26 protein-coding genes and 1 pseudogene are annotated in these 25,300 nt (G+C 37.3%); 13 read left to right on the top strand and 14 right to left on the bottom strand.

From position 1 onward, the window contains the following. The first annotated feature begins 78 nt into the window (after window positions 1-78). Entirely contained in the window at window positions 79-387 is a 309-nt protein-coding gene (locus C9J12_RS18095; protein WP_170111814.1) for a S24/S26 family peptidase, read from the top strand. A 153-nt stretch (window positions 388-540) separates the two neighbouring features. On the opposite strand, the gene C9J12_RS18090 is transcribed toward C9J12_RS18095, so the two are convergent. The 7 genes from C9J12_RS18090 to C9J12_RS18060 all read right to left on the bottom strand — a co-directional run bounded on the left by C9J12_RS18090 (window position 541) and on the right by C9J12_RS18060 (window position 5,505). After that, a complete protein-coding gene (locus tag C9J12_RS18090) occupies window positions 541-1,059 on the bottom strand; it encodes a P-loop NTPase family protein (protein WP_107243980.1) in 519 nt (172 codons plus the stop codon). 101 nt (window positions 1,060-1,160) lie between these two features. Next, entirely contained in the window at window positions 1,161-1,955 is a 795-nt protein-coding gene (locus tag C9J12_RS18085) for a hypothetical protein (protein ID WP_107243979.1), read from the bottom strand. 23 nt (window positions 1,956-1,978) lie between these two features. Beyond that, window positions 1,979-2,893, bottom strand: a complete 915-nt coding sequence (locus C9J12_RS18080; RefSeq protein ID WP_107243978.1) for an AAA family ATPase — start codon at window positions 2,891-2,893, stop codon at window positions 1,979-1,981. After that, a complete protein-coding gene (locus C9J12_RS18075; protein WP_107243977.1) occupies window positions 2,874-3,533 on the bottom strand; it encodes an ABC-three component system middle component 1 in 660 nt (219 codons plus the stop codon). The genes C9J12_RS18080 and C9J12_RS18075 overlap by 20 nt, the downstream gene beginning before the upstream one ends. Further along, complete coding sequence (locus C9J12_RS18070) at window positions 3,523-4,386, bottom strand: ABC-three component system protein (protein ID WP_107243976.1); 864 nt, start codon at window positions 4,384-4,386, stop codon at window positions 3,523-3,525. The genes C9J12_RS18075 and C9J12_RS18070 overlap by 11 nt, the downstream gene beginning before the upstream one ends. Beyond that, on the bottom strand, window positions 4,346-4,867 hold the full coding sequence (locus C9J12_RS18065; protein WP_107243975.1) for a hypothetical protein: 522 nt from the start codon (window positions 4,865-4,867) through the stop codon (window positions 4,346-4,348). Before C9J12_RS18065 ends, C9J12_RS18070 begins: the two co-directional genes overlap by 41 nt. Window positions 4,868-5,229: 362 nt before the next feature. Further along, the gene (locus C9J12_RS18060) at window positions 5,230-5,505 is read right to left on the bottom strand and encodes a hypothetical protein (RefSeq protein ID WP_107243974.1); all 276 of its coding nucleotides are present in this window, start codon (window positions 5,503-5,505) and stop codon (window positions 5,230-5,232) included. 350 nt (window positions 5,506-5,855) lie between these two features. Between C9J12_RS18060 and C9J12_RS18055 the strand changes: the two genes are divergently transcribed. Next, entirely contained in the window at window positions 5,856-6,707 is an 852-nt protein-coding gene (locus C9J12_RS18055) for a hypothetical protein (protein ID WP_107243973.1), read from the top strand. A gap of 171 nt (window positions 6,708-6,878) precedes the next feature. On the opposite strand, the gene C9J12_RS18050 is transcribed toward C9J12_RS18055, so the two are convergent. Continuing rightward, a complete protein-coding gene (locus C9J12_RS18050) occupies window positions 6,879-7,358 on the bottom strand; it encodes a hypothetical protein (RefSeq protein WP_107243972.1) in 480 nt (159 codons plus the stop codon). A gap of 104 nt (window positions 7,359-7,462) precedes the next feature. Next, complete coding sequence (locus C9J12_RS18045; RefSeq protein WP_107243971.1) at window positions 7,463-8,101, bottom strand: hypothetical protein; 639 nt, start codon at window positions 8,099-8,101, stop codon at window positions 7,463-7,465. Window positions 8,102-8,359: 258 nt separating this feature from the next. Here C9J12_RS18045 and C9J12_RS18040 point away from each other — a divergent pair. Further along, window positions 8,360-8,575 (top strand): annotated as a pseudogene (locus C9J12_RS18040) (site-specific integrase); the annotation flags it as partial. 54 nt (window positions 8,576-8,629) lie between these two features. Here C9J12_RS18040 and C9J12_RS31445 read toward each other — a convergent pair. Together C9J12_RS31445 and C9J12_RS31440 are read right to left on the bottom strand one after the other, a co-directional pair. Beyond that, window positions 8,630-9,007: a lipase family protein gene (locus tag C9J12_RS31445; protein ID WP_265416156.1), complete on the bottom strand. Its 378-nt coding sequence runs from the start codon at window positions 9,005-9,007 to the stop codon at window positions 8,630-8,632. Beyond that, entirely contained in the window at window positions 8,988-9,425 is a 438-nt protein-coding gene (locus C9J12_RS31440; protein WP_265416155.1) for a lipase family protein, read from the bottom strand. Before C9J12_RS31440 ends, C9J12_RS31445 begins: the two co-directional genes overlap by 20 nt. A 522-nt stretch (window positions 9,426-9,947) precedes the next feature. Here C9J12_RS31440 and C9J12_RS18030 point away from each other — a divergent pair. The 5 genes from C9J12_RS18030 to C9J12_RS18010 all read left to right on the top strand — a co-directional run bounded on the left by C9J12_RS18030 (window position 9,948) and on the right by C9J12_RS18010 (window position 14,316). Next, the gene (locus tag C9J12_RS18030; protein ID WP_107243970.1) at window positions 9,948-10,799 is read left to right on the top strand and encodes an esterase/lipase family protein; all 852 of its coding nucleotides are present in this window, start codon (window positions 9,948-9,950) and stop codon (window positions 10,797-10,799) included. A gap of 150 nt (window positions 10,800-10,949) precedes the next feature. Beyond that, window positions 10,950-11,132 (top strand): hypothetical protein, encoded by a 183-nt coding sequence (locus C9J12_RS18025; protein WP_107243969.1) that lies wholly within the window; start codon window positions 10,950-10,952, stop codon window positions 11,130-11,132. Between the two features lie 225 nt (window positions 11,133-11,357). Beyond that, window positions 11,358-11,735 (top strand): hypothetical protein, encoded by a 378-nt coding sequence (locus tag C9J12_RS18020; protein WP_107243968.1) that lies wholly within the window; start codon window positions 11,358-11,360, stop codon window positions 11,733-11,735. 157 nt (window positions 11,736-11,892) lie between these two features. Next, window positions 11,893-13,536, top strand: a complete 1,644-nt coding sequence (locus C9J12_RS18015) for a mechanosensitive ion channel family protein (protein ID WP_107243967.1) — start codon at window positions 11,893-11,895, stop codon at window positions 13,534-13,536. Between the two features lie 342 nt (window positions 13,537-13,878). Then, the gene (locus C9J12_RS18010; protein ID WP_107243966.1) at window positions 13,879-14,316 is read left to right on the top strand and encodes an META domain-containing protein; all 438 of its coding nucleotides are present in this window, start codon (window positions 13,879-13,881) and stop codon (window positions 14,314-14,316) included. Between the two features lie 151 nt (window positions 14,317-14,467). Here the strand turns inward: C9J12_RS18010 and metE are convergent, their stop codons facing one another. Continuing rightward, window positions 14,468-16,771 (bottom strand): 5-methyltetrahydropteroyltriglutamate--homocysteine S-methyltransferase, encoded by a 2,304-nt coding sequence (gene metE / locus C9J12_RS18005; protein WP_107243965.1) that lies wholly within the window; start codon window positions 16,769-16,771, stop codon window positions 14,468-14,470. A gap of 254 nt (window positions 16,772-17,025) precedes the next feature. Between metE and metR the strand changes: the two genes are divergently transcribed. Then, window positions 17,026-17,937: an HTH-type transcriptional regulator MetR gene (gene metR, locus C9J12_RS18000; protein ID WP_107243964.1), complete on the top strand. Its 912-nt coding sequence runs from the start codon at window positions 17,026-17,028 to the stop codon at window positions 17,935-17,937. 111 nt (window positions 17,938-18,048) lie between these two features. On the opposite strand, the gene C9J12_RS17995 is transcribed toward metR, so the two are convergent. Together C9J12_RS17995 and C9J12_RS17990 are read right to left on the bottom strand one after the other, a co-directional pair. Next, complete coding sequence (locus tag C9J12_RS17995; protein ID WP_107243963.1) at window positions 18,049-18,237, bottom strand: DUF4250 domain-containing protein; 189 nt, start codon at window positions 18,235-18,237, stop codon at window positions 18,049-18,051. A 252-nt stretch (window positions 18,238-18,489) separates the two neighbouring features. Next, window positions 18,490-19,167, bottom strand: a complete 678-nt coding sequence (locus C9J12_RS17990) for a hypothetical protein (protein ID WP_227876396.1) — start codon at window positions 19,165-19,167, stop codon at window positions 18,490-18,492. 212 nt (window positions 19,168-19,379) lie between these two features. Between C9J12_RS17990 and C9J12_RS17985 the strand changes: the two genes are divergently transcribed. The 4 genes from C9J12_RS17985 to glpC all read left to right on the top strand — a co-directional run bounded on the left by C9J12_RS17985 (window position 19,380) and on the right by glpC (window position 25,034). Further along, window positions 19,380-20,567 (top strand): GGDEF domain-containing protein, encoded by a 1,188-nt coding sequence (locus tag C9J12_RS17985; protein ID WP_107243962.1) that lies wholly within the window; start codon window positions 19,380-19,382, stop codon window positions 20,565-20,567. A gap of 233 nt (window positions 20,568-20,800) precedes the next feature. Next, window positions 20,801-22,501: an anaerobic glycerol-3-phosphate dehydrogenase subunit A gene (glpA, locus tag C9J12_RS17980; RefSeq protein ID WP_107243961.1), complete on the top strand. Its 1,701-nt coding sequence runs from the start codon at window positions 20,801-20,803 to the stop codon at window positions 22,499-22,501. Further along, window positions 22,498-23,826 (top strand): glycerol-3-phosphate dehydrogenase subunit GlpB, encoded by a 1,329-nt coding sequence (glpB, locus tag C9J12_RS17975; protein WP_107243960.1) that lies wholly within the window; start codon window positions 22,498-22,500, stop codon window positions 23,824-23,826. The genes glpA and glpB overlap by 4 nt, the downstream gene beginning before the upstream one ends. Further along, window positions 23,823-25,034 (top strand): anaerobic glycerol-3-phosphate dehydrogenase subunit GlpC, encoded by a 1,212-nt coding sequence (glpC, locus tag C9J12_RS17970; protein ID WP_107243959.1) that lies wholly within the window; start codon window positions 23,823-23,825, stop codon window positions 25,032-25,034. The genes glpB and glpC overlap by 4 nt, the downstream gene beginning before the upstream one ends. Window positions 25,035-25,300 lie beyond the last annotated feature (266 nt).

Raw genomic sequence — 25,300 nt, 5'->3', positions numbered from 1 at the left:
GGGGCTTTTTTTCGTTTGTTGCCAATTAATTAAGATGAGTTCGAGAAGATAAAGAACGTATCTGCCCAAGGGGTGTTAGTGCCCTACTACGAGCTGAAGAACGGTGATTTTATCGATAAAGGTAAAATGTTCTTTGACCCACAGTTTTTGGAAGGAATGCCAGAAGCTGAGCACTTAATGCTGGTTCAGCATGATGGGCAAAAGCTATTTGTGGATACAAACAATACGAAGGTGATTAGTGGGAAGTATTTAGTTTCTTTTGATGGACTAAATACTGTGAATAATCTGCAGCGAATCCCAGGCGGAAAGGTCTTTATGGATCTCAGTGGCGAAAAAATTGAAATTCAAGAAAATAAGCTAATCGTTATTGGAATGGTAGTTGGATGAATATGAAATACCAGAGTTAGCCGTTGACTAACTCTGGTATCAATATAAAAAGAGGTGGTATATTACCCCCACACCTAGAACTAGAATTAGGAATAGAGTGTAAATTCCATTTCGAATTACACTAATTTAATAAATCAATCTTTATTAAATTATCTATTTCTCCATAACAGGTTCTTTAGCGTAATAATGGGATTGTATATTTAATGGTTTTTGTGTAAGCCCTGCTCTTTTGAATTTGTAACGGATATAGTTGCTAATTTTACTATCATGTGTCGATAATAATATTTGACGTTCAGAGAACTCACTACGCAACAAGTCACTTAAAGACGCTATATTAATATCATCCATACATTGAACCGGATCATCAATGAGTATATATGGCATTTTTGTATATACCATATTGAGTGATAAAAAGAATGATAAACTCAATGCTGATATTTGGCCACTGCTCATAGACAAAAGAGCATCATGTCCACTTGGTTCTGCAGTATAAAATCTTATTTTATTTCCATCTCCAGAATCAATAAAAAGCCCTAAACCTCTCTGATAGTTCTGAATTATTCTACCGCTATATATATGAAAAAGAACTTCTATATCACCAATCGTTTTTTCTGTGTGCTCTTTTTCAACAGTATTTAACTGACTTTTAATATCAGATAGTTTTTTCTTCAAAATTAATGCAGCATTAACAACCTTGCTTTCATCATCAAATAATTTTTCTTTACCTTTTAGGACCGAAGAACAATAAACTTGATAACTGTACCTTATATATTCTATTTTTTAGAAAAACTTTCCGCTTCAATAATTAAAAAATTATCAACACTATCCGATACAAAACGTATAGATTCTTCCCAATCTAATGGTAATGAATCAATTTCAGATTGTTGTTTATTTAAAATTTGATTTTTAATATCTTCAACTTTTAAATTCAAGTCATTATTGTCACTAACAAATCTCTTAGGTAGTAATATCCCTTTCGATTCTAAACCTCTACCAACATCATTTATGGTAGGTAATATCGATTTATTATCAATAAGTTCTTTATATAACTTTTCGTTGAACTTTTCTACAAGAATGTTAAGGCGAATTTTAGCTTCATCATGAAGAGGGGTGAAAATATCATTTATGTACTTTGAACACTCTTCGATTTGTACTTGGCTATTAGTTTTAAATTTATCATATAAGCCACTTGCTTGTTTGAAAGCTTTTGATAGCTTTTCATTTTCAACCCAATCATGCCCACATAATGGACAGTTTTTATCATTAATATTTTGCTTTCCAAAATTTGATATCAACGTATTTCTTGAGTCTTTGATGTTTAATAAAATTTTCGATAACGATGACAAACTATTTTCTGTATCTTTTATTGATGTTAAACGTTTTCTTATCTCGACTAAATCACTCTCAACAACGATTGCTTTAATAGTCAATAATGAATTTTCAGATAATTTATTTATATCAGAATTAAGAACATTAATATATCTTCGTTCTAAAATGATTTTTTTATTTATTTCATCTTGAATTTCAAAAGTGTCAAGTGAGTGGTAGAGATTAACGACACTCTTCAAATCTTTCCTATTAGCGTATTTAATTATTTTTTTGTTACTTTCCCTTTTTTTATTTCATCTTTATTCTCAGACATCACGATTAATTTTTTAATTAAAATGATCATCTCATTGAAGTCTTTCGTGTTATCTGAAACAACAGGCAATTTACTATCCCAAAGAGGTATGCTCTTTAAATCAGATATCCTGTTATAAACTAAATTATCATTACCATCTTCACTGGTTACATTTTTACTTTTAAGTGCTTTTATTTCTTCACTAAGTGACGCTATAAAATCTCTTTTTTCTTTTTTTAAATAACTACTATTGATTAAAGATATCATCCCCGTTATATTTGAAATATTGGTCTTAGTATAATCAACATTAAATAAGTGTGAGAGTTTTTCTTTTCTTGTTTTTGTATTATTTTCATATAAAAAATGGTTACTACCTTGCTCTAAATAATTTAAAACTCCATAGTTTTCCATATGATTTACATCTAAAAACGTCTCGAGATCTTTATCCTGAAAAATATCAGTAAACTCATCATCATCTAAACTCCTTAACCAACAAAGTTTAAATATTTTAAAGCTTTCTAAATTTGGTTTACAGTTATCTTTATTTTTCAGATCGGAAGATTTAGCGAACCGGCAAAAATAAATTTTTTCATTACTTTCGATATTCTCTAATTCGACTTTAATAGATAAATCACCTGCATGATGTTTATTCCATAACAAATGATCTTTAGGCTTAGATGTTTTTGAACCCTCGACTTTATCGTATGTATCTAAAACCCTCCTTATTCTTCCAGTAAAAAGTAGTTCTAAGGCATCAAAAATTGATGTTTTCCCAAACCCGTTAGGTCCGTCTAATGTTACAATATTAGAACCTTCGATTGATAAAGTTAGCGCTTTAAATACCTTGAAATTATTTATACTAAGCTTAGATATTTTCCATTTCATGCTTTACTAGCCCTTTAACAATGTCTTCAATATTGATGCTATCAAGCTTAGAGCTTGATTCCACTTTACCAAACAATTCAATCAATCCTTTATTTTCAATACGATCTAAAGCTCTCTTCTCTAACGGTATATACTCATGAGGATTATATGGTATTTTTAAAAAAGGAAGCTTAATATAAATCCTTGCGATAATTGAATATATTGAAGTAATTGACGCGTCTTTTTTATATTGATTAAACTCAACTTTATTTATCAAAGTCTCCTCCAACGATTTATTTACCAATAATGAAACATCATCATCAGTGTAATATAAAACATGTTTTTTGAAATATAGAGGGTCCTCTTCAATTTCAAATATCTGCCCTTCATGCTCGTTTATTAAATGCAAGCTACCTATATTGAACAATACAAGAACATCTGTATTTTTAGAACTTGCTGGGTCTAATCTTATTTCTTCAGGTCTATTCGATAACACTACATTGTTAATTTCTTTAGCATTTGGAAGAACATCAAATCTTACAACAGAGAAATATCTAATTTTATCTTTTTTGATACATTTAAAGAATAAAATATTTTCATTCGATGTCATTAATTCAAAATCATTAGTAACAAATAGGGAGCAAATTATATCAAGCATCATTTATTAAACTCTTTGCATTACTATAAGGGATAAGTTTCGTGTCCATGAAATTAACAATATGCCCAGATGTTTCATCACAATCGATATCATCGTGACTTACATTCAAAATGTCATTTTGTTGATTAACGATCATACTTTCGTTAAACCTTCCATCTAAACAATGAAACTCATGAAACACCTCAACCAAACTACTACTATTTTTTATACAGTAAGTAACATCTTGTATAAATGTATAAAGATCATCCTCATCTATACCATCGATTCCAGTTGGTAAATGGAACTCATCATTAGAGTCGATGAAACAAGGGAGGTTGAGATTGTTATTTAGAGGTTCTTTTTTTATATCTTTTAAAAAGAGTAGATAACGAGACAAAGCTTTAGGATCTAAACACCTGATATCTCCTACATTTAAAATTTCAGATATATTTGTAGGATTTAATGACAAACAAAATCTTTCAAGTTCTTGATCATTAAATTCACAGATTTTCATCAAACCTAATTTTATTGATTGTAAACTTGAATCGTCAATGTTTTTTCTATCAATGAAACGCTCTATGATATTTTCATACATACATATCAGTTCACACTTCATTTTATATATTATGATTTTTTTATCATCAGAATAAAATGCATCCGATTTTAAAGTTTTAACAATATCATCAAACTCGATCGTATTACAAAATGAAGCTTGATTTAAAATAATATTACCTTCTTGATTTTTAGCATGAATTTCTATTACTTTATTGCAAACTGATTCATTTAACGCATAAAACTTTATCTCAACACTCCTAGTTGAGTACTCTACACATAATTTATCCAGATACTTTACATATAGTCTCTTTGATTTTTCCATCTATTTCACTTAATTTACAATATTTATTATCGCCATATTCATATACACATACTTTATTTTTACCATCTTCATAGTCATCATCGTCATCTATATCAGCAGTGACATGTAAAAAACGTTCAGTATCCTGATTTACTATATTCAATAATGACTTATCAGATACTTTCTTAAATGCATCTAGATATGAGGTGCGATATTTAGACAATTTAGCCTTTACTTGATGAATAGAAATAGCAAAATCATTATTAATAATAGAAAAATCTTCAAGGCTGTCTAACTGTAATGAATATTTTAATGAATTATCTTGTTCTAACAATTTCAACGAGTGATATAGACCAACTTTCCCTTGATATACAAAACCACTCCATGTAGATGTAGCAGAACCTGCACTTTTTTTTAATTCCTCCTTATTCGGTATCTTTGAAATGTTTATTGTGTCAGTGGTGGTATCTTGCGTTTCATTTGTTACGGAATGGTTAATCATATTACCACTGTTAGTTTAAAGTAATGAGTATAATAAAAACCAATCAATCTTAATGCCTTCACCTTTGATCCTCATATACCTGTAGGGCTCATATCTTAAACACCTGTATATAATCATTCGGTTAATATCAACAAGACTTCATGACCTTCCCACACGAGAAAAAGTATAATATCGCGCAATGTATAGCAATAGATACATAAGCACCCAATATATCGGCACAGATACATGCATATATGAAATAAGTCACACTATTTGTGTGTATTTGAATAAACTTAGGGCGATATCAATTCTTTAAATTTAAGAGGGTATCTTGTAATCCAACAACAATATGCAACCAAGTGAGCAGTTGTGGCATAAGCCTCTTAGTCATACATTTCATTAATACAGTAAATACTCAGGAATGAGTTTATAACTAACTTTCCTGCAGGGTCAATCAGCCTATCTAGACTCGTCATCTTCTCAAGCACTTCCCGAGCTATCTGCTGATTTGTAACATTCTTATTTTGCCTACATGGAAATTGATACGATATTCTCCTCTGCCCTTCTAAACCATCTACAACCCCAAGAATATAGAGCATTGCGTACTGGAATCCTCTATCTCCTTGTTCACTTAGTGCGAGTAATTTCTCGGTTTTCATACCAGTCCAAGCAACTAATTGGGCGTTAGCTTGAAGAGGAAAAAAAAAGCATAAATAACAAAATCCATTTGTTCATTACTTTCCCTTTTATTATGCAAATAAAATAGCTTTACCGTCGATGCTAATCCATAAGAAACCATCTTCTTGAACTAACCACTCTGCACGCCGTGGAATGAACTTTGATAGTATTTTTTTCATTCTCCCTCCTAACACTTCTATCTATACAAGCATTTACCTGAATAAATTCCATGTAGAAATGATAAGATTGCGTGACATAGCACAATACTGCTGTTGATTTAAACACTTACCACAGATGACACTAGTGGCATATCAAGTTATTTGAGGGTGTTATGTTAGAGGTAAAATTCACTGCCGATGGAAGCCGTTGTACTACAGACCTATTCATAGCCAACCCCGATAAATACCAAGGTTTGCTTATATGTCTTGAGTGTGGAAAAAGAGCTTGGTTTACCAAATCCTACAAAACAAAAAATGGCGATCGAACAGCGTGTTTTAGTGCTCGTCATGAGGACGGCAGCTTAAAAGCAACGACGATTCTTGAAGCTGAAGATATGGAAGGTATCGATCAAGATGAAAATGGCGATGCTACCTCAGCAGACATTGTAATTAACCTTGATAAAACGAAACACGGTTCTATAGAAAAAAGTACCGATAGCGATAAAACAACAGCCCCACCCCACAACTGGGAGCCATCACCTAAGCCGCATGTTATTGGTGGTAAGTCAGGCTTTCCAATGGATAGATCGTTACGCCAAATACTAAGTTATCTAACTCGAAACCCTCTTTATGGCACAGGTAAATCCCTACATATCCAAGCCGAATCTGGTCGAACTGTTTTAGAAGGTATGCTCCGAGACTTACTCGTTGAGGTTCCTAACATCAAAGAAGATGACTATACGAAAATGAAAATTTTCTGGGGGGAAATAAATAACTACACTGAAAAACCAGATGGTTCGTTGTGGTTAAATTATGGCTCTTGGTCAGAGCCAAGTATTATTCTCAACAAAGACTTGAAACTTGATGTCATGGAAAAATACCGAATGAAAGATTTATCTCGCTTTCACGGCTCTCACTTCATCGTGGTTGGTGTTGTGGATAAATCAAAAAAAGGGAAACCGTTCATTACGTCTGGCTTCCCTAAATATATGAATTTCATTAACTACCGAGAACGAGAGAGATGATTATCTCTACTGCTTTTCTTTAAATTTCCCACGATGGAAGTCCATATATTCATGCTGTTTGGTTGTTATACTAAACAAGCTCAATTAAGAGTCTTAAAACCGACAATAAGGTGCGCCACGATATACTCACTAGCACACCAAACCACCATTATTGATCCTTGTATGCAATTACTAGCGTTCGTAAATCCAAACTTTACCTTCACCTATTTGATTAAGAGGTGTATTCCATGATTCAGATAACATGGCTCTACACTGTTGAGCAAATAGTAACGCTTTTGCATTAAAAATACTGTCATCACAAGAGATGTCTTCGTAATAAGAGCAAGTAGATGCTTCTTGCATAATATATTGCAAAGTTTCTAATGGCTTATCAGTCAGTAATAACCTCGCTTCACCAAATGTAACTTGATATAAATGGTCAATATACTTTCTTTCTACTTTCCCATTGTTTGAAATATCTAAGACAAACTTAGTAGCGTACTTAGTACCATCCTGACAAATTCTTAGTTGTTCATTCCAGTATTTTACTTTGAATTCTTTCTCTTTTGTTGCCTTGTATTGGTACACCGAGAAAAGAAAAGCAACTACAGCTCCTAATGAAATAATTCCTCTTAGTAAAATGTCGATTCTTCTATACTTATTTTCGTCCATTTTTCACCCAATAGTTGAAAATTAATAAACTATATAGCTCATGTAATAAGGTGTGCCACGAAAGCACACCAAACCGTCGAGTAAACGTGTCATCTTTATTGTTGTTAGGTGGCATTACCCTGCTCAAACCGAGAAGTATCAAAAACAATTCGCTGATAATATTGTTTTTGGCTGGACGCTAAATGTTCCGCTCGGTTAAGTTTTCCAAAGACTTCTAAAGCCATCCACGCATAAAAACCAAAGCACGGTACTGTAAAAAATAGTGGCAAAAAGATATCTACAAACTCTAAACCCAATGCTTTTGGTAAAATCACTGGTGAAATTGCAGTAAAGGCGAGTGCAAAGTATAAGGAGAAATATAACTTCTTTCTCCACCACCTAGAAAAAGATGACTGATATTTTTTCTTAAATACTAGATTAAAATCGCCTTCTGTTTCAAGTCGTTCAAATAGTTGTTTGGATAATATAAAGTCTTTTAAACACTGTATTGGGTTTTCCAAAGACAATATATATTCAATTTCTTTAGCATTAACTGCATCCGTGCCAGCAATAGCCTGATAACCTTTTCCAAGCGTAAATGGATGCAACTTACTTTTATCAGTATCATCTAGAAACTCTTTTGCAAATTTATACTCTTCCCTTAAATTTGACTTCTTCCCAATTCTAATATCGTATAAAACTTTTGCTGCTGTAAAAATCCCTACAATCGCCAACAGAATTCTTGCCACTAATCCCCAATCCATATTAATCCTCCATTATCTCGTCACCTTACATTGTATTCAATAATTGGTATTTCTATATATCACTAAAATATAAGGAATATTCTACGCCGCACTCATTGATCTACAAATGAAATATGGTGGATATCAGATTTCCATCAACTTCGTAGGAGGATTAGGTAAGATTATGTTCAATGTTTGTTTCTATTCCCTTTAATAAACATTGATTTACTGCATATCACCTATAAAATAACTGTATATACATACAGCTACCTTTTGATTATGGCAGTTAAAAAACAAACAGATAGATGCTGGCTTTGCGAATGCTACCCTCAGGGTCGCAATGGTAAGCGTGTGCGCAAGAAGTTTGCGACCAAAGGGGAAGCCCTCGCCTTTGAACTGCATATAATGAAAGAAGTGAATGACAAGCCTTGGCTTGGCGAAAAGCCTGATAATCGTCGGCTATCAGTATTGATTGATTTGTGGTTTGAATATCACGCTAAAATTACGTATATCAACACTGCTAAAAAATGTCCGAGTTAATAGCGCTTGTCATGTATTTTTTTCTGACAATTTCTGATACTTATCCATACCATGATCACCGACTCCATCAGGCGTTAAATTAAAAACATCATCATATCTACCTTCGAGGCGATCCCAAAATCTAGCCCACCAAGACAAACTTCCGTCACTATGAATTTTCCCGTCAACATCAAAATACATTAACTTCCCAACATGGCTATAACCAAATATTTGTGGGGGAACTCTAGTCACGACATCGTTGTTATTAACACACCTAAACGTACGCGTTTTAAGTATTTCGTTATAGTTTCTTGAAAATTTGTGATTCGCAATCCTAGGTTGGCCAAATGTATATACGCCATTTATACCAACGTGAGGTTGTTGAAGCTCAAATGTGGCAGCAGCCACCTAAGCTGTGCCCTGTTAACCATATTGTTTGGTTGTTTGTTCTAAGCGTATTTATCTCGTCAAACACATCATTCCAAATCGAACTTAAAGCACTATTGAAACCATTATGAACATCCCCTAGCGGATTTGCTTCAGTCCACGTTTCTTTAAATACTTTTATATCAGTAACCCAGTCTGCTATTTTCCCTTCTGTACCTCGAAACGAAATAATAATTTTTTTCGTATCACCAGCCACAAAAGCTTGTGTATGAGTATCACTATCAGAGAAAAAGAAGTTATCTCTTGAAGTATCAAAATTTAGATTCTTCAACTCTTTCGATATCTTTCCCTTATTCTCGTAGACTAGATTTGAACAATGCGACAAGTACGACAAATTTACCTTACTAAATGCTTTCGAGTTATGATTAAACTTCTTCATCCCCTTCCCCCTAAGAATGACATAATAAATTTACGGTTAAACTTTTAGCCCATATACAGAGATATACGATTGATGAGCCGTATATTTCAGGTCAAATTTATTAAATATTTTAGGCTGCAATTCTTGAATAGGATATGAGAGATGATGAATATGCGACTTACATCAAGTTCATAGGATTATTTTTAATTATGGCCGTTAGAAAACAAACAGATAGAAGCTGGATTACTGGTTGGCGCAAATGACTTTTCTACAAGTGATTATTAATAATAGCAGGTCATCATGATCTGCTTTTTTATGGCTGTCGATTCAATCAAGCTGATATTGTAAAACGACCGATTAAAGATTAAAAATCTTACAGTTAGCTCGAAAAATAACCCTACGCATCATGATATAGATCAATGAATGTGTAGGCCTTACCGAACATTAATGTACTACATTTAATACATTGAAGTTCACCATCAAACAATATATCCACTTCATAGCAAAAAGCGCTTAATTTATGTCTATTCGAGGGTATAGATCATGTCTAAAGTAATAATATGCATACACGGAAGAGCTAACAAACCGGAACCAACCACATTAAATCAATGGTGGAAACAATCTATAAAAGAAGGACTTAAAAAAAATACTATTACAGAATTAGAGCACATCGATATCCATATGGCCTACTACGCAAATATTTACTATGCGGACGTTGGTCCTGTTACTTACACAGAAAATAAAGAGGTTTATGTTGAAGCAAAACAAGGTGCCATAAAGCCATACAAAAAAGGAATGTTTGATCGATTAAGAAGTATATCTGAAAACTGGCTTGATACACCTATCGACGAACTTGAAAAACACAGTGATTTATTATCGAAACTTGCTCGCTCAGTATCTAAGAAAATTTTAGGTGATCTAGGTGAGTATTATTCAAATAGCAACAGACGTAACCAAACTAATGATAGGTTAAAAGACCTTCTTATCGAGCACCAACATGATGAGATTATATTAATATCTCACTCTATGGGTACGATAGTGGCATACGAAGTATTAAGAGAACTAGGTCGAGATAAAGAGCATCAAGGTTTTGTCTTAGATCATTTCATAACGATGGGCTCACCTCTTGGTTTAACCGCCGTAAAAGGAAATGCCATAGGGAACCATAAAAACTTAAGGACACCATCTTGCGTAAAAGGTAGCTGGACAAACTTTTCAGACCCGCAAGATTTTGTTTGCCTAGATTCCCATCTGGCTGATGATTACTCTGCTAATAGCTTCTCGATAAAAGTTAAAGATGTAATGGTATGCAATGATTACCCTAATAATGAGCACAAATCATATGGGTATCTGCGCACACCAGAATTTTCTAATCACCTAGCTTCATTGCTTTAATTGATAGAGAACTAGGGAATGTTGACGTTTCAAAATTCGGCCTGCTGAGAGCGCTTTTTTCAGATAACAAGGCAGAAATTGCAGTGACTAGTGGTTCTAATCATAAGATTTCTAACGTAGTTAGGTGGAAAAATAGCCTCAGCCCAAAGGGTGAAACCTGAAAAAGCTTTATACTGCGTTATTCAAGGTGCATTTAGTGGCCCTTTCCTATCTTTCAGAACCAGTTACTCAACTGGTAAACGCATTCGTAAAACGTTTTCGACCAAAGGGGAAGCCCTCGCCTTTGAACTGCATATAATGAAAGAAATGGACGATAAGCCTTTTGCTTCATAACTTACGGTAATAAGCAGGCCAATAGTACAATGTATTAATGACTATTCGTTAAGATTTTTTATTATTTACACGACAGATTAGATGATTTCCTCTCTCTTTTTACGCATTCCTGACATTCAGTATTTCTTATTTATCTAGACTGTTTACAATAGTAAAAAACACTGTTGTTATACATCGACAGTTATATCTAAATATATAGCCAAGTTTGTGAGGGAGACATCAGATATGCCGAAATCTAAAGAAATCACCCAAGTACAGGCTTGGATAAAGTTGTTGAATACACTTGAAACAACCCCACGGTTAATCGGTGTGCTCACGTCACCACGATCATTAACGAAATGTTTTATGGCGAAATTACAAAAAAATGATTTAATGTCGTTTACTCATACTTCTCACTTAGATATACAATTGTTAGCAGAAACGATCGCAGCTTCCGCCTGTGATACGCTTATATGCGATCGTAAAAATTACCCATTATTACAACCGATTTTGTTACTTCAACGCCAACCTATGACTATCATTCTAAACCAAGAGTGCTGGTCTCCGGATTGGTGCTGGCAATATCCGCAACATCACTTCTTATGCCAACAAGATTTGATGTAAGTTATATACCCAAGCCACTGCCTTCTACGACAGACCCTGCTCACATTTTAAAAATGCATCTTTTTACCCGTTAAAAATTATTACTAAAGTCGCTAATTTGGCGGCTATAGTTGTTTATAAGATAAAATAGGTTGTGGTTTGCAGGAGTATCATTGAAATGCGTGTATTGGCTTTCTTATGCGTTTTTATATCATCGTTCTGTTTCGCACAAGCCGAAACCCCGCAGTCTCAGATAGAAGTAGTATCGCCTCAAATAGAAAAACTCAATACATTAGATAACGAAATTTCTAAGCTGGCTACAGAAGCATCAACCATGACGGGCTCAGCCAGAGATGTCGTTAGCTTGCAGCTTTTAAATAAAAATAACGATCTTCGAGACGTTATAGAAAGCTTAATCTCAAATAGAACAGAAGAAACTCAACCACTTCTACTAAAACATGTTCATCAGCAGGTTACATTCATTGCTGACGCGTCGGCTTTCTTTTTAAAGAAAATCGAAGAAGGTGAAATAACCCTAGATAAAACCAGTAGTGAAGAAAAACTCATTGCACAAAAAAAACTTGATGAAGCTCGACGATTTTCAACCCGCTTATTAGGTGAGCAATGGGTTAACTATCAATGGTTAAAGCTACTGGGCGAAGAATCACCTGAAAAAGTGCAAGCATTAATCGATGATATCGATCATCGCCTAGAGTTTATGTCTGCATCTTTAACGTTCGATAGCCAACAAGAAGAAGTTTTAGCCAAGCAGTTAAAATCGGCATCTGAAGGTGAAAAATCTTCGGTACAATTATTACATTTACTCGCCCAACGAAAAGTAGCGAGTGATACCGATAGCTTGCAGTTTTTAGTTCAGCTAGCGGATAAAATGAAGCTTGATACTGCAAAATATAAGCAACAACTATTTGAATCTACAGGTAATCTAACCAATGATTTGTTGAATGCAAAAGTCATCATGTCGATTATAGCAACATGGACTAGCGGCATTACATTGTGGATTTATCAAAATGCACCACAGATATTATTTAAGATCCTTATTTTTGTCGCCATTATTTTTGTGTTCCGTTTACTAAAAAAACTCACCCGTAAAATGGTTAAACGTGCAGTATCGTCTCCCAATTTAAAATTATCTCAACTCATGCAAGAATTCTTTATCTCGATGTCTGGTAAAGGCGTGTTCTTCATTGGTTTACTTATTGCGTTATCTCAAGTTGGCTTGAACCTTGCCCCTATTCTGACTGGTTTCGGTGTTGCAGGTGTGATTATTGGTTTTGCATTGCAAGATACCCTATCAAATTTCGCGTCAGGCATGATGCTACTTATCTATCGTCCATTTGATGTCGGTGATTTTGTAGAAGCTGGTAGTGTATCGGGAAAGGTTAGCCATATGAGCCTGGTTAATACCACAATCAAAACCTTTGATAACCAAATTATTATTGTACCTAACAGCAAAATCTGGGGCGATATTATCAAGAACGTCACCCATGAGCGTGTTCGTCGGGTTGATATGGTTTTCGGTATTGGTTATAGCGACGATGTTGAGCTCGCAGAAAAGGTATTAAATGACATTATCGATGATCACCCGATGGTGCTACGTCAACCAGAGAAAACAATTAAGCTACATACGTTAAATACATCGTCTGTTGATTTTATTGTTCGCCCTTGGGTAAAAACAGAAGATTACTGGGACGTGTATTGGGATGTAACCCGCGAGGTGAAGATGCGTTTCGACCGTGAAGGCTTGTCGATTCCATTTCCACAACAAGATGTACATTTGCACATGGTCGACAAAAAAACGTAAAAAACAACAGTTCAAACAGAGGCGGATGTCACTATTCGCCCTTGTTGCATTTGACGTATGAATTAGTTAGATAGAACTATAACTATTTATTTGTTAATTATTATATTGTTCAAAACACACATATAGAAATAACACCATTTGTTTCTAATTCTGCACTTTTTATTAGGTTCTTATAAAAAAGCATTTAAGATATGACACCGTTCTAACACTGCTTATTATTTTCTTTGTGATAATAGTTTTAAGCATTAGGATTATACCCAACTTACCTTATTTTTGTTCTCGTTAGTGTATGTTCAGCATTTAGCCAATATAATGACGATAATTATTTCTAGGATACATACAATGAAAAAACGTTTACTAGCTGTTTTAGCACTACCTATCATTCTTGCAGCATGTGCAAACAATGACTCTGAGGCAACGAAAGTGGCATCTGAAGGTGATCTTGTTAATAACAACTGGGTGCTAACTCAAGTAGATAGTAAAGCACTTGATCTTCCTGAACCGTTCAAGGCACCAAACCTTGAATTAACTGATGGTTTAGGCGCTAACGGTCACTCTGGTTGTAATCGTTACTTCGGTCAAGCTGAGCTTAAAGATGGCAAACTACGCATCGAAAAGATGGGTATGACGATGATGGCATGTCCTGAACCAGCAATGGCGATGGAACAAACAATGACTAAAGCATTAAGTGACTGGAGCGACGTAAGCGTTTCTGGCAAGCTAATGACGTTAACGAATGCTAGCCACACGCTAACATTTGAACGTAACAGCATTAAGTAATTCTTTCGGATTCAATCGAAAGTACTAAGTACAGAATTGAAAAAAAAGACGAGTACTGCTTATTTATATTAAGCAGCCTCGTCTTTTTTATATCTGACATTTTCTATTTAAAAGCTAGAAATGTCTTTTCTGTCCCTTTCAATGTTTGGCTTTAAACCACTTTTTCCTGCCACTGTTCACGTAATTTCTTCGTCGCTTCTACCATGCTACGCAGTGCGGCTTCTGTTTCTTCCCAGTTACGTGTTTTTAGTCCGCAATCAGGGTTTATCCATAGGCGTTCAATTGGGATAAGTGTTTCAGCTTTTTCTACTAAGTGAACAATTTGCTCAATCGATGGAATGTTTGGCGAGTGAATATCGTAAACGCCGGGTCCAATTTCGTTCGGGTAATCAAATTCTTCAAAGGCTTTTAGCAATTCCATATCAGAACGTGATGTTTCGATAGTAATCACATCGGCATCCAATGCGGCGACTGATTTGATGATGTGATTAAATTCGCTGTAACACATGTGAGTATGAATTTGTGTTTGTGGTTCTGCACTTGCTGCCGAAATCTTGAATGCATTCACAGCCCAATCAAGGTACGCCTGCCACTGGCTTTCTTTTAGTGGTAAACCTTCACGAATTGCTGGCTCATCAATCTGAATAATCTTTATGCCTGCCGCTTGCAGATCCGACACTTCATCACGCAATGCCAAAGCAATTTGATTCGCGATACCTTCACGAGACAGATCTTCACGTGGGAATGTCCAACCCAGAATGGTGACAGGGCCTGTAAGCATACCTTTTACTAACTTGTCAGTTAACGATTGTGCGTATGTCGTCCACTCTATTGTCATTGGTTTTGCACGGTAAATATCAGAAACAATAACCGCAGGTTTAACACAACGAGAACCGTAGCTCTGTACCCAACCAAATCGAGTTACAGCAAAGCCTTCCAGCAATTCTGCAAAGTATTCCACCATGTCGTTACGTTCTGCTTCACCGTGTACAAACACATCGAGATCTAAATCTTCTTGGCGCTGAATGGCATCAGCGATGTGCCCTTTTAACGCAGTGTTGTAGTCAGCTTCAGTAAGATAACCCGCTTTGAAATCACGACGTTGGGTACGAATTTCATTGGTTTGAGGGAAAGAACCAATGGTCGTTGTCGGTAATAGCGGTAAATTAAGCGCTGCACGTTGCTGGCGAGTACGTTCTGCATACGGTGCTTTACGCTTGGCTAACGCGGCTGTTATTGCATTGGTGCGCTGGCGAACATCTGGATTATTAACTAATGCGCTGGTTGCACGTGCTTTGATCGGCGCACTGTATTTTGCACATTCTTGTATCGCGATATCATTACCGTCTAGCGCTTGTGCCACTAAAGAAATTTCACGGCATTTTTGCTTCGCAAAAGACAACCACTGACGCACTTCTGGTGATAAATCTGTTTCGAGGTCTAGATCGATTGGGCTATGAAGCAATGAACATGAACTACCAACCCATAATCGCTGCCCTAACTTCGCTTTCACTGGCTGCAATACGTCAAGAACATGCGATAAATCAGCACGCCACACGTTGCGTCCATTCACGACACCCGCCGATAACACCCAGTTTTCTGGCAGTGCATCTACCACTGCATTTAGCTGCTCTGGTGCTGCAGATAAATCAACATGCAAACCGTCGATGTTCAACTCTACAATCTTATCAAGGTGATGCGTTATATTATCGAAGTACGTGGTTAGCAATAGCTTGGTGTTACCATTCAGTACTTGGTAAGCCAACTTAAATGATTCAGCCCATGGCTTAGGCAATTCTAAAGCTAGTACGGGTTCATCAATCTGAACCCACTCCACCCCTAACGCTTCTAATTTACTTAAAATTTGCTGATAGGCTGCTAATAAACGCGGAAGAAGAGATAAACGGTCAAAGCCTTCTTCTTTTTCTTTACCTAGCCATAAGTAAGATACAGGGCCTAGAAGAACAGGCTTAACCTTGTGCCCTGCTTTTTTGGCTTCAGCAACTTCTTCAAACAGTTGCTGCCAACTGACATTGAACTGATCGTCTTCAGTGAACTCAGGAACAATGTAATGATAGTTAGTATTGAACCATTTAGTCATATCAGATGCTGCACACGAGCAACCTGTTGGCGCTTTACCACGAGCAATGCGAAATAATGTATCTAAATCAGGAAAGCCATTATCATGACGCTTAGGAATGTGACCTAACAGCATGCTGGTGTTGAGTACGTGATCGTACCAAGCAAAATCACCAACAGACACATAATCTAACCCTGCACCCACTTGATCGCCCCAGTGACGATGACGCAGTAAGCTACCCACTTCTTTTAATTCATTTTGCTCAATCTCACCGCGCCAATACTTTTCTTGTGCAAATTTTAATTCTCGTTGTGAGCCTACTCGTGGATAACCGAGGATGTGCGTTACTGTTTTGTTCTCTGTTGTTATTGTCATAGTCTTTCCCTGCTGAGTCTTTAGCGGTATGGATGGCTAAACAATGACGCAAGTAATCATTATGAACAACATCGAATTATTCAGAATGATTATGAAGAAAACTAATAATCAATACGTTAGCGGAATATTAGGTGTTTTTAAGCGTTGTTACAAATGAACCCAACACCTGAATAGACGTCTAGATGTTTACACATCCATATTTAACAGGTACATTAAATATATTCATGTAATACACAGGGACGTTAGTAAACTTCATGATAGAAATTAAGCATCTAAGAACCCTATCCGTTCTTCGCGATACCGGTTCGCTAACAGCGACTGCAAATACCTTGTGCCTTACACAATCTGCATTGTCACACCAATTAAAAGATTTAGAACAGCGGATCGGTGGTCAGCTTTTTCTTCGTAAAACGCGCCCTGTTAAATTCACATCTGAAGGTGAAATATTACTTCGGCTCGCCAATGATATATTACCGCGCTTGGCAAAAGCAGAGCATGAATTAGCCAGCCTTAAAGAAGATATAAATGGGCGTTTGCACATGGCGATTGAATGCCATTCTTGCTTTCAGTGGTTAATGCCGGCATTGAAGGAATATCAAATACATTGGCCTTCTGTGACGTTGGATTTTTCTTCTGGTTTTGGCTTTGAACCTATACCTGCGCTCGCTGCTGGTGAGTTAGATTTAGTTATCACATCTGATATTCAGCAACGCAACGAAATACATTACGAGCCTTTATTTGATTTTGAGATGCGTTTAGTCGTATCGCCCCAATCGCCACTGGCAGATAAAGCAGTGATTGAACCTGAAGACTTACTCGAACATACAATGTTGAGTTATCCGGTACAAAAGAATCGATTAGATGTGGTGAAGCACTTTCTACAGCCCGCGGGCATTGAACCCAAAGCTTGGAAGCAAGCCGATAACACATTAATGCTGGTGCAAATGGTCTCTGCCGGTTTAGGGGTGGCGGCGTTGCCTAATTGGGCTATTCATGACTTTGCTCGCCAAGGGTTAATTGTCAGTAAACCATTAGGAAAAGGGCTATGGCGGCGTTTATTTGCAGCGGTTCGCGCTTCCGAGCATGATCGCCATTATCTAAAAGCTTTTTTTGCCACAGCTAGGCAGCAATGCCAAACACACTTAGATGGCATTAAAGCCGCTTAAAGATACCCCAATAACTGGCTTCCTCATATAAAAAAACGACCTAATAATGGTCGTTTTTTGTGGTACTACCATTCTGGATAAGTAAATAGCATACCTTGCTAAGCAGCCTGATTATCGAAATTGATTAGAAAGCGGATCATACTGAAAACCATATTCATCCATTTTTTCGATAAGTTCGGCTTCATCTAATTCATAACGACTTACCAGCTCAGAAACACTGTCACACTCTAATCTAAGCCGTTCATTAATAATACTAAAAACAATATTTCCATCCATTCTTAGTAGGTTATTGATTTCCATACCGCCTCCAAACTCAGATACTTTTATTGTTCTCCTTTTACAATAATAGACCCCGCACTGCAGACTGATATAAAAAAAGCGCCTTTATAAAAAGAGGCGCTTTTAGCTCTATACCAATCTGGATAAGTAAATAATCATAAGTTTGCGTAGGGAAAATCGATAAGAACAAGACAGAAATTGAAATAACTAGTGGTTCTACTTATAAAATTTCTAACGCAGTTATTATCGATTTAACCAGCAAGTATCTGCTCATCAAAAGATAGTCAATTGCATCGAGCCAGATAACACCAATAATGCCGATGCACCCAGCAACTGCCAACGATTAACAGTGCGACTCAATAAAAGATGACCAGCCCACACTAACAACGCAACCAACATAAGTACTAAAGCGCCCACTATGCTTGTTGTTAATGTACTTACTGTCGCTTCATCAATACGTCCGACTTGCCAAAGCATGAACAGAATCGAGGCAATTGCACTGCCAAAACCCACAAAGGGTAAAATACGGTGGAACGCTTGAAGGCGAGTTCTCGCTTGAGTCAGTAATAAGTGCGCTAATAGGCTGCCAAACAACGCTATTGCCATAAAGCTCATGCCCACTTGAGGCAATGTCATCGTGGGTATCAACATTAACCAGCTAATTGCAGCCAACATATTCGAGGCCATCAGAATCTTAATAGGACCCGCATCACGCGTTTTACCTGTTTTCACTTTAAACGTGAAAAAAGCCAAAGTGAGCAACGGCAATACTGCTAACGGTTGAGTCACTACACATAAAAGCCAGCCAGCAAGAATGATCGGAAGTGTTTTATGCACTCGCCCACGCTGACCAGAGCAAATCTCACCTTTAGTCAACACCAGTGTCAGAATACATTGTGCCCCTAGTAAAGCAGGGATAAGAAACATTAAGTAGCCAGTGAACATGATCATTCTGTCTCAGAAAAATGGAGGTTGATTATACCAACTTGTATCCGTATGTGAATGCATCAATATTTTTATCCTTTAATCAAATTTCCTGAACTAAGATCACTGTTTCATATGCGTATTAATTGAATAATGACAACTCTATTGATACCTCAGTTAGTCCGCCTCTCTTCTTCAATGCTTTGAATTCAGTGACTAATAACTAATGAGTATGGTTAATGCGAGAAAATGCAGTCAAAAACATTATATTTAAGATGCCACATTTCTATGATCTATGGAGTTCTCGATTACACTCTTTAAGCTTTAAAAACACACGAAGTGATTACCTTCGCAGTCGTATAATTATACTTTCAACCGTGCTGGGCATACTGCTTATTCTATGGATTCCCTTTGATATTCTCTTTTTAACATCAGATCAAAGTATAAAAATCACGTTTGCTCGATTACTTCTGGGTAGCTTCTTTTTCTTTCTTGCCCTAAAAAAGCATCAATATAATTCGTTAAGGCAAATACAACTCTGTATTGCATTACTCACTCTTTCCTTGAATATTTTTTATCTCTATTGTTTAGCGGTATTGGATTTTCCCGATAGCAACCTGAAGTACGGGTATGTCTATACTCTACTGCCTATTATTCACGTTGCTGTACTCACCATTTTTCCTGTCACGTTTAAAGAAAGCCTATCTTTGCTTTCTATTACGGCCATTATTCAAATCTTAGTAAATTATTATACAGGTCATTTATTTAAACCTGAGTATTTAGCGATCTATTGGCTACAAAGTGTTTTAGCGTTAATGGTAGTTTGGTCGCAAGTATCAAAGTTACATATGCTGATGAGGTTGTACCGCCAAGCTATTTTGGACCCATTAACCGGTATTTATAATCGACGGATGCTCTTACGGCTCGGAAAAAAATCAATGATAGAGTGCAGTCAAAATAATAAGCCTTTTTCTGTATTACTTTTTGATATTGATAAATTCAAGCGTATTAACGATACTTGGGGGCATAGCGTTGGTGACAAAGTGCTAACGGGCTTTACCGCTTTCGTGCAAGGTAAAATTCGTAAAACGGATTTGTTTGGCCGTTACGGTGGTGAAGAATTTATTTTATTCTTACCCGATTGCCCCTCTGATACAGCAATAAAAATTTCAAATCGAATGCTAACGGCTATTCGTGAGCTAAAACTACCTATCGACATTGAAAATCAATCACTTAGCATTACTACGTGTATTGGCATTTCAACTTATTCTGAAAACGATACTTTAGCTTCAATGCTCGAACGGGCAGATCTTGCGCTTTATAAATGTAAAAACTTCGGACGAGATTGCAGCCACTTCTATCCTATTGATCTTCAATATGAAAATGATGAGCGTCTGAAAATAGCAGAAAAGATATCGATAAATTAATATGTTAAGCCTCATCATGTATTAAAAACTAAGGACCTAATGGTCCTTTTTTTGTTTTTATCGCTCAAAAATACGCATAACCACACATAAATGCGCGAACGAAAGCTCGATCACTCATTAGTGTGGTTCAGATCAATTAATAACCTTACATAAAGTGGCATATTTATGCCTATATGATAGGGAATCAAACAGATTCTGTATGAGCTGGTTAAAAACTATAAGCGAAAACGAACATGACTAGTTGGTTAGAAACAGACGTTGTTATTATTGGTGGTGGTGCAACCGGTACAGGCATAATGCGTGACTGTGCACTGCGAGGCATCAAATGTATCTTGGTCGAAAGAGATGATCTAGCATCGGGCACGACGGGTCGTAATCATGGATTACTGCACTCAGGTGCGCGTTATGCAGTAACAGATGAAGAATCTGCACGTGAGTGCATTCAAGAAAACCGTATACTTAAAAATATCGCTCGTCATTGTGTTGAAGATACTCAAGGTTTATTCATCTCCCTACCCGATGATGACCTTGATTTTCAAAAGTCGTTCCTTACAGCATGTGGCCGTGCAGACATTGATGTCGAGCAATTAAGCCCTGAAGAAGCCCTTCGCTTAGAGCCAAACTGTAACCCAAATTTAATTGGTGCGGTAAAAGTACCCGACGGTACTATCGACCCATTTCGTCTCGCATCTTCTAATGTATTAGATGCTGTTGAGCATGGTGCACGCTTATTTAATCACACACATGTCACCGGGCTTATTCGTGAAGGGCATGCTGTACGTGGTGTGCGCTGCTTGAACATGAAAACTGGTGAACATTTCGATATTCGCTCAAAGCAAGTAATCAATGCAGCAGGAATATGGGGACAACAAATCTGCGAATACGGTGATTTGAATATCAAAATGTTCCCTGCAAAAGGATCGCTACTGATCCTTGATTACCGTATCAATAATTTAGTGATTAACCGTTGCCGTAAACCCTCTGATGCCGACATTTTAGTACCGGGCGATACCATTTCACTGATAGGAACAACATCTGAACGCATTGATTACGACAAGATCGATGACTTACATGTTACCAGCCGCGAAATCGATGTTCTGCTAGAAGAAGGGGCAAAGCTCGCACCTATTATGGCAAATACTCGCGTATTACGTGCGTATGCTGGCGTTCGCCCTCTTGTTGCTGTTGATGGCGATACCAGTGGCCGAAACATTAGCCGTGGCATTGTGCTGTTAGATCATGCTGAACGCGATGGCATGGACGGCTTTATAACGATTACAGGCGGTAAGTTAATGACTTATCGCATGATGGCTGAATGGGCAACAGACTTAGTCGCCAAAAAGCTGGGTAACACACAACCTTGTATCACACACACCAAGCCTTTACCTGGTTCAGAACAAGCGCAGAAAAAAGTCAAACATACCGCAAGCCTTGCTAAGCCTATTTATCAATCTGCTTATTATCGCCATGGCGAACGTGCAGAAAAATTCTTAAAGAATGATAAGAAAAGCCAAGCCGTTATTTGCGAATGCGAAATGGTAACCAGTGGCGAAGTTGAATACGCCATTAAAGAATTAGATGTACATAACCTTGTCGATTTACGCCGCCGTACCCGCGTAGGTATGGGCCCTTGCCAAGGTGAGCTTTGTTCTTACCGCGCAGCAGGGTTGTTTTCAGAATACGGTCAGAGCTCAGGTACAGAAGCTAGCCATTTACTGAGTGATTTCTTAGAAGAACGCTGGAAAGGCATTAAGCCCGTTTTTTGGGGAGATGCATTACGAGAGGCGGAATTCACCTATTGGATTTATGAAGGTTTATTTGGTGTCAGTGATATACCAGATTCTGATCTGCCATTGTTACCAACATCGAATCTAGATACTGACAATTCAACCGCTACACAAACAAATGAGAACAAGAGTGAGGTCGCATCATGAAATTCGATAGCTTAATTATAGGTGGTGGTGTAGCAGGATTAAGTTGTGCGATTCGTTGTGCAGAAGCAGGCATGAAAACAGCAGTGATCGCTGCTGGCCAAAGTGCTCTTCACTTCTCATCAGGCTCTATTGATTTCTTAAGCCGACTTCCAAATGGACAGCCCGTTTATCACCCAATGGCTGCTTTCGATGAGTTACAGCAGCAGAGTCCAGAGCATCCCTACTGCAAGCTGGGCAAAAGAAAAGTACAAGAAGCATTAGACTGGTATCAAGAAATGATCAAAGCGCGTGGTATCTATCTTTCTTCACAAGAAGATGAAGCGAACCATCTACGCTTAACACCAATGGGAACCTTTCGTTCAACGTGGTTATCGCAGCAAACTGTGCATCAATTTCCACTGACCAACACGGCTGGTGAATTAAATCATATCGCATTGGTGACAATCGATGGCTTCCGTGATTTCCAGCCTAAATTAGCGGCTGATAATCTTTCAAAATTAGCGCAATTTAAAGATGTAAAAATTACCACGGCAGCAGTTGAATTACCTGACTTTGAAGAGATGCAGCGTAATCCTTGTGAATTCCGCTCTATTGATATTTCACGTGTATTACGTGATGAACGCAAATTACACGCTTTTGCTAAATCAATGATTCAAGCTGTTGGTAAAGCAGACCTTGTGGTATTGCCTGCGGTATTTGGCAACGGTGATGGTGCTGCAGTAATCAAATTGCTTGAAGGCTTAACAGGTTTTACAATTTGTGAACTGCCTACCATGCCACCCTCGTTGCTGGGTATTCGTTTAGAAGAAGCCATGAAGTCTCATTTCAAAATGCTGGGTGGAATCATTCTTGTTGGGGATGAAGTTCAACGTGGTGATATTGAAGATGGTGAGCTAAAACGTATATTTACTCGTAATCATCGTGATATGCCATTAGTCGCGGATAACTATTTAATCGCAACAGGCAGTTTCTTTAGCCGTGGTATGGCCGCACAACGTTTAAGTATTAGTGAGCCCATTTTTAACCTTGATACTGTTGCTATTCCAGATCGAGACCAGTGGTACCAACCTGAATTTTTCACATCAAAAGCGCATCCATTTTTGAAGATGGGCGTGATATGCAATGATCAACTACAGGCTTCTGCTAATAATCAAACCATTGATAATCTATTCTGCGCAGGCGCACTATTGGCACACTACGATCCCGTGTTCGAAGGGTGTGGAAGTGGCGTTGCAATCAGCACCGGGTTCAACGTTGCAGAACAAATGATCAGTAAACATACCGCACGCCAAAATCAGAATAAGAAAGAAAGGACTGTCGCATGAGCCTTCTACAGAAAGACACCAGCTTTGACCAATGTATTAAGTGTACTGTTTGTACCGTTTATTGCCCTGTTGCCAAAGCAAACCCTGAATACCCAGGCCCTAAACAATGCGGCCCTGATGGCGAACGTTTACGCATCAAAAGCCCTGAATTTTATGACGAAACTTTAAAACTGTGTACTAACTGTAAGCGCTGCGAAACGGCGTGTCCTTCAGGCGTGAAGATTGGCGACATGATTGCGGTTGCACGTGACGAACATGCAAAAATGCCGTTAAACATTAAAACCATTCGTGATTTTGTACTGAGTCATACTGATTTAATGGGATCGATTGCGACACCGTTCGCACCGATAGTAAACACGATCACCAGCATTAAACCAGTTAAAAAAATCATGCATAAAACCATTGGTGTGCATGACCATAAATCATTACCGAAATATTCACACGGCACATTCCGTCGCTGGTATAAGCAGAACTGTACCAGTCAGGCATTGTACCCTCAACAAGTGCACTACTTTCACGGGTGCTTTGTGAATTACAATCACCCACAACTGGGTAAAGATTTCGTAAAAGTAATGAACGCAATGAGTATTGGTGTCCAGTTATTGGATAAAGAAAAATGCTGTGGTGTGCCATTAATTGCGAACGGTTTTTTCGACAAAGCCAAGAAAAATGCCAAGCTAAATGTGCGTAATTTTGAAGCTGCAATTGAGAAGTATGATTCTTCTATTGTCTCAACGTCTTCAACCTGTTCTTTTACATTGCGTGAAGAATATCCGCATGTATTGAAAGTCGATAATGCCAATGTGGCCGATAAAATTGAATATGTGACCCGTTTTTTACTCAAACAATTCATGAACGGTAATACACCGAAGATGAAGCCGATTAACAAGAAAATTGTCTATCACACACCGTGTCACCTTGAACGTACTGGCGGTAATTTATACACCATTGAACTGTTAAAGATGATCCCAGGTTTAGAGGTTGTCGTGTTAGATAGCCAATGTTGTGGGCTGGCGGGTACCTATGGTTTCAAAACTGAAAACTACGATACCTCGATAGCAATAGGTGAAAGTCTATTTAAGCAAATTCGTCAATCAAATGCAGATTTTGCAATCACAGACTGTGAGACCTGTAAGTGGCAAATTGAAGAAAATACGCAGTTAGAAACCATTCACCCCATCACTTTGCTTGCGATGGCAATTCAATAGTAGCCCCCTCCCTTTGTACAACTAGGGCGCTTTCGTGCCCTAGTTCTTCTACTTCAGCGTTATATACTCAAGTTACCTCAAAATTCAGTGTTACCTCAACGAACATCTTGAGATAACTTGGGGATAATCATTTAATTAGCCAATTTTCGCACTCATATAAGCATTTCTCATAAATACGCCTATAGTTGAATATTACAGTTCATGAATAAACGTATCAAATCGATATCAAATATTCATGAACAACACAATAAGCATGGGAAATTCGA

The sequence above is a fragment of the Photobacterium frigidiphilum genome (assembly GCF_003025615.1).
GTDB classification, from domain to species: Bacteria; Pseudomonadota; Gammaproteobacteria; order Enterobacterales; family Vibrionaceae; genus Photobacterium; species Photobacterium frigidiphilum.
The sequence above is the reverse complement of the archived record's forward strand: the minus strand, read 5'-3'. Positions and strand labels throughout refer to the sequence as shown.

What these genes read in the sequence shown, in the direction of transcription:
- C9J12_RS18020 (WP_107243968.1), top strand. Translation starts at nt 11,358, where the DNA reads ATGCCGAAATCTAAAGAAATCACCCAAGTACAGGCTTGGATAAAGTTG.
- C9J12_RS18065 (WP_107243975.1), bottom strand. Translation starts at nt 4,867, where the DNA reads ATGATTAACCATTCCGTAACAAATGAAACGCAAGATACCACCACTGAC.
- C9J12_RS18045 (WP_107243971.1), bottom strand. Translation starts at nt 8,101, where the DNA reads ATGGATTGGGGATTAGTGGCAAGAATTCTGTTGGCGATTGTAGGGATT.
- C9J12_RS17995 (WP_107243963.1), bottom strand. Translation starts at nt 18,237, where the DNA reads ATGGAAATCAATAACCTACTAAGAATGGATGGAAATATTGTTTTTAGT.
- C9J12_RS18075 (WP_107243977.1), bottom strand. Translation starts at nt 3,533, where the DNA reads ATGATGCTTGATATAATTTGCTCCCTATTTGTTACTAATGATTTTGAA.
- glpC (WP_107243959.1), top strand. Translation starts at nt 23,823, where the DNA reads ATGAGCCTTCTACAGAAAGACACCAGCTTTGACCAATGTATTAAGTGT.
- C9J12_RS18030 (WP_107243970.1), top strand. Translation starts at nt 9,948, where the DNA reads ATGTCTAAAGTAATAATATGCATACACGGAAGAGCTAACAAACCGGAA.
- C9J12_RS31440 (WP_265416155.1), bottom strand. Translation starts at nt 9,425, where the DNA reads ATGAAGAAGTTTAATCATAACTCGAAAGCATTTAGTAAGGTAAATTTG.
- C9J12_RS18080 (WP_107243978.1), bottom strand. Translation starts at nt 2,893, where the DNA reads ATGAAATGGAAAATATCTAAGCTTAGTATAAATAATTTCAAGGTATTT.
- C9J12_RS17985 (WP_107243962.1), top strand. Translation starts at nt 19,380, where the DNA reads ATGCGAGAAAATGCAGTCAAAAACATTATATTTAAGATGCCACATTTC.
- C9J12_RS17990 (WP_227876396.1), bottom strand. Translation starts at nt 19,167, where the DNA reads ATGATCATGTTCACTGGCTACTTAATGTTTCTTATCCCTGCTTTACTA.
- glpB (WP_107243960.1), top strand. Translation starts at nt 22,498, where the DNA reads ATGAAATTCGATAGCTTAATTATAGGTGGTGGTGTAGCAGGATTAAGT.
- C9J12_RS18055 (WP_107243973.1), top strand. Translation starts at nt 5,856, where the DNA reads ATGTTAGAGGTAAAATTCACTGCCGATGGAAGCCGTTGTACTACAGAC.
- C9J12_RS18070 (WP_107243976.1), bottom strand. Translation starts at nt 4,386, where the DNA reads ATGGAAAAATCAAAGAGACTATATGTAAAGTATCTGGATAAATTATGT.
- C9J12_RS18060 (WP_107243974.1), bottom strand. Translation starts at nt 5,505, where the DNA reads ATGAAAACCGAGAAATTACTCGCACTAAGTGAACAAGGAGATAGAGGA.
- metR (WP_107243964.1), top strand. Translation starts at nt 17,026, where the DNA reads ATGATAGAAATTAAGCATCTAAGAACCCTATCCGTTCTTCGCGATACC.
- C9J12_RS18010 (WP_107243966.1), top strand. Translation starts at nt 13,879, where the DNA reads ATGAAAAAACGTTTACTAGCTGTTTTAGCACTACCTATCATTCTTGCA.
- C9J12_RS18015 (WP_107243967.1), top strand. Translation starts at nt 11,893, where the DNA reads ATGCGTGTATTGGCTTTCTTATGCGTTTTTATATCATCGTTCTGTTTC.
- glpA (WP_107243961.1), top strand. Translation starts at nt 20,801, where the DNA reads ATGACTAGTTGGTTAGAAACAGACGTTGTTATTATTGGTGGTGGTGCA.
- C9J12_RS18050 (WP_107243972.1), bottom strand. Translation starts at nt 7,358, where the DNA reads ATGGACGAAAATAAGTATAGAAGAATCGACATTTTACTAAGAGGAATT.
- metE (WP_107243965.1), bottom strand. Translation starts at nt 16,771, where the DNA reads ATGACAATAACAACAGAGAACAAAACAGTAACGCACATCCTCGGTTAT.